Below are 4,045 nucleotides of genomic sequence, written 5' to 3'. Positions count from 1 at the left end.
CAAGACAATAGCGGCTGGAATAGGTTGAATATGCTTATGAACGCCGGTCATGGCTTTGCAAGGAATTACGGCACGACAACAGGTAACAACACATCTTCTCTAATGCAAGGCAACGACCCTTGGAAGAATTTTGCGACAGTAGCAGGTCTTGCGACAAGTTTTATGGGTATTCCTGATATTTCTAAGCCTTTTGGCGCATTTTTAGGCAAAAAATTCGGTGTATAGGAAAGAAAGAAATGGAAAAAAGTTCTTGGTTCGATAACATTTCGCGTTTTTTTATTCCTCCTGATCAAGGTGAACATCCTTTAGTTAGAATGTCTAGAATAGGAGCAGATGGTTTAATACAACATAGTACACATCTCCCACCTACATTAAAACGCAATAGAAGGAGATGGTCTACAGTTCAAGAAGAAAGAGAACGCCAAAAGCGTGAAGAGATCTATGGTCGAAAGCTATTAGGAATGGTTATTCCGAAGATTGGTGAGAGACCTATTGATAAAATGAATATGTTGCAGAAAGTAATACAGCAGCATCAAGGTCCTGCTACTCCTAGTGCAATTTCTATTGATAAACCGTTTGAGAGTGGTTCTCTTGCGCCTTCTCAAATAGGAACTATTGTTCCGGATGGAGTATATCATGAGAAGAAGGAACCTTATGTGGTTCCTGAAGCAGAAATACCATTTGGTGTTGGTAATCATCCACCACTCCCTAATGCACAGGAGATTAAACAACTTACGCCTATAGTAGAGGCAGCTTCAACACTACAGTCACAAACTTCTCCAGTAGATACTCGAACTGGTTTTGAAAAGTTTGTCCAGTCTGATTTTTATAAAAAGCTTCAAGATCTTTTTGCAGGTATGTCGGCAGCACCGTCAGGCGGTTCTGGGTGGGATGCGCTTGCAAGTGGTGTGAAGCGTCTTAACGAAGGAGATAAACAAAGAGGGCAGGTTAATCAGACCGTCGAGTATCTAAAGTCCAAAGGCTATAGCGAAGAAGAAGCGCGGTTCATGGCTGGGAATAAAGATGCGTTGAATGCTTTTCTATTACAAAAAGCGAACGGCGGTTATGATGCTAGATCTAAAGAAGAATTGGACCGCCTACGAGAAACGATAGAGCTTAAAAATAGAGAAACTATCAGTAATAATACACTCCATGACATTGAACGTTTTATGAACTATATAGAAGAAAATGGTGAATGGGCTACAGGTAATGCGGCTAGTATACAAGCTCAGTTGGGTGTTCCTCAACACCGTGATATGAGTTCACTGCTTGATTCCATTAAAAATCGTATAGGTATTGATCGTTTAGAAACGATGAGACAGTATTCGCGTAATGGCGCCTCAGGTTTTGGGAATCTCACAGAAAGAGAACTTGATATCTTAAAGAGCTATTTAGGAGAGATAAAGTACAACTTGGGTCATAAAGAGCTCTTGTTTAGGTTGAAAAAAATCCATGAGATTTTGGGTAAGATGAAATCAGACGTATTGGATTTGCTGGAAAACAATAGCATTGCATTAACGCAAGAGAATGTTGATAAGGTTACATCACAGCCGCATTCTAAAGCTCCACAGCAAGGACATAGTGCAAATGCGCCTGTAGTAAAAAGTGCAGAAGAAATTGAAGCCTTACCGAAAGGGGCAGATTTTATTGTTATTGATGCCGATGGTAAAAGAATGACTATAAGAAAATAGGTTATGTTTCATGTCTGAACTTAAGAATTATGATAAGTCACTTCTTCCTGAATGGGCTAGAAAGTATAAGGTTATTGGTATTGCTGAAGATGTTCAAAAGGAAACAGATTATCCTGAACTTAAGGATTATGATAAATCACGTCTCCCTGAGTGGGCTAGGAAATATAAAGTGATTGGTATTGCTGAGGATATTCCTAATACTCAAGAAACATCTAATGATTTTTCATTTGATGATAAAGATCTTACGTGGTTGGATGCGGTTATGAGACATAGCGCATCTGGTGCAACGGCAGGTTATTTTGACGAAATGAAAGCAGTACGTGAAGCAGGTGTGAGGGATTATTGGAGCGGCGATAAAAAGGCAGAAGAGGTTTATAACAGAAGAGTAGCCAAAGAACGTGCTTACCAAAAAGCTTTGGAAGAGAAACATCCATGGTGGTCTTCTGGTGCTTATATTGCTGGTTCGATTTTACCAACAATAGCATCATTGGGGATCCCTGCTTTAAATTTTTTGCGAGCAGGTTCGACTTTAGGAGGTTTAGGTAGGGGAGCTCTTGTTGGGGCAGGCTCTGGAGCTTTACATGGTTCTGGTGCTGGAGAAGGTTACAATGATACGGTGAATTCGGCGTTAGCTGGTGGTGTTGGTGGGGCAGTTTTGACACCAGCTGCTAGTTTAGCAGGTGCGGGGGTTTCTAAGTTAGGTGGTTTACTTGTAAATGCTTTAAAATCACCTCCACTTGTAAGGAATTATTTTAATCCTGCTCATAAAGAGGTTTCCAATAAGGCTTTGCGAGAAGTTGCCAAACAACTTTACGATAATAAAACCCAAAAGATCACAGAACGTCTTAGCTCAGAACCTCAGGAAGTATTTTTGACAGATATTAATGAAAAACTACGACAGACTTTGTGGAATGCGTCTAAAACAAATGAAGATGTTTATCATCTTTTGAAACAAGCGCATGAGAAAAGATTAGGCGGTTCTGTTCAACGTCTTGATGATATGATGGAGCAGACAATTGTTCCATACCAGCATAGCGATACTTTAAGCAGGACGCTTAAACAGCAAGGGAAAGAAGCGCATGATCATCTTTATGAACAAGCAAGGCAAACTCCAATAGGACGAGAGCATTATCCGGCTCTTAATAAACTTTTTGAAAATAAAGGGTTTCAAAAAGCTCTTAAAGAAGCTGTCAATACTTTAGAGGAACACCCTCTCAGTATAAATCCTAGAAGGTTTTATGATAGAAGATTTAGCAGTATAACCTATAAACCTACGATAGAGTTATTAGATCAAACTAAGCAGTCTCTTGATGATTTAATCGAAAAAAGTAAGAAACATGGTGATAACCAAAAGATTTTAGGATACGAAGTCCTCAAACAAAATTTGGTAAAAATAATGGACGAAATCTCTCCTACGTACAAAGCAGCACGCGGTAGTGCGGCAAAATTCAAAAACTTTGCAGATAGCTTTGAAGAAGGTAGACAAGCTTTTGGAACAAAGCTTGAAAAGAGTTTTGAAAGGGATGCAGTTCAGGAAAATCTTTCTAAAGGGAATTGGACAAAACAAAATAATACCTATCAGATGGGCATGAGAGATGCATTAGATGATTTACTCAGAAAAAATGATGACCCTATTAATGAATTTTCTAAACTTTTAAAACAAAATCTTGCGTCTGAGAATCTTGAAAGAACCATAGGACCGGAGCGGTTTTCTACTTTTAAAAAGGCAGTAGATCAGGAGCAATTCTATTCTGATGCAGCAAAAGAGGGTTTTAGCAAATTTGAAGGCATTCCTGAGTTTTCTCTTTTTGATGGAGTTCGTGTACCACATAGTATTCCTGATATACCAGCTCAAGGCTTAAAATTAGCACGAAACATATTTTTTCATCCAAATGCCCCAGAGGCGCTACGGGCAAGACAAGAGCTAGAGCGCGGTATAGCGAAGTTAGCAACTTTTGGCGTTAAAGGAATGGAGCGCAATGAAATTGCCAAATTGATTCAAAGTGCTTTGAAGTGGCATAAAGCCGGTGTGATAACGGATGAAGGCTTGAAGATTGTTTCTAGAGCTGTAGCAAAAGGGTTAGGTCCTAGTGCTTCAATAGAGTATGCGAAATGACCCGTTATAGTCCTTCTGTTAATCAAGCGATACGGCAAACGGCAGCACGTTACGGCTTGCCAGAGAGCTATTTGTACCGTGTTGCGCAAGTTGAAAGTGGAGGCAATCCGAATGCAAGGAATCCACGCTCTTCTGCTGGTGGGTTGTATCAATTTATAGACAGCACCGCCAAACAATATGGTTTGCAGGATAGGTTTGACCCCATGCAAGCGGCAGATGCCATGGGGCGGTTGACACT

At 40.1% G+C, this 4,045-nt stretch carries 3 protein-coding genes and 1 pseudogene; all 4 read left to right on the top strand.

Translation table 11 applies throughout. The features are described 5' to 3' along the window. Positions 1 to 225 (top strand): annotated as a pseudogene (locus ACFIKJ_RS08675) (hypothetical protein); the annotation flags it as partial. A gap of 11 nt (positions 226 to 236) precedes the next feature. Next, positions 237 to 1,691, top strand: coding sequence for a hypothetical protein (locus ACFIKJ_RS08670; protein WP_375649299.1), 1,455 nt, complete (start codon positions 237 to 239; stop codon positions 1,689 to 1,691). A gap of 10 nt (positions 1,692 to 1,701) precedes the next feature. Then, a complete protein-coding gene (locus ACFIKJ_RS08665; protein ID WP_375649297.1) occupies positions 1,702 to 3,807 on the top strand; it encodes a glycine zipper family protein in 2,106 nt (701 codons plus the stop codon). Next, on the top strand, positions 3,804 to 4,045 hold a 242-nt coding region (locus tag ACFIKJ_RS08660; RefSeq protein ID WP_375670497.1), incomplete at its 3' end, for a transglycosylase SLT domain-containing protein. The genes ACFIKJ_RS08665 and ACFIKJ_RS08660, both read left to right, overlap by 4 nt.

The sequence above is a fragment of the Bartonella sp. PS7NMGDW genome, from assembly GCF_042193585.1.
In the GTDB taxonomy this organism is placed as follows: domain Bacteria; phylum Pseudomonadota; class Alphaproteobacteria; order Rhizobiales; family Rhizobiaceae; genus Bartonella; species Bartonella grahamii.
This window is presented reverse-complemented; position numbering and strand designations above follow the sequence as displayed.

What these genes read in the sequence shown, in the direction of transcription:
- ACFIKJ_RS08665 (WP_375649297.1), top strand. Translation starts at nt 1,702, where the DNA reads ATGTCTGAACTTAAGAATTATGATAAGTCACTTCTTCCTGAATGGGCT.
- ACFIKJ_RS08670 (WP_375649299.1), top strand. Translation starts at nt 237, where the DNA reads ATGGAAAAAAGTTCTTGGTTCGATAACATTTCGCGTTTTTTTATTCCT.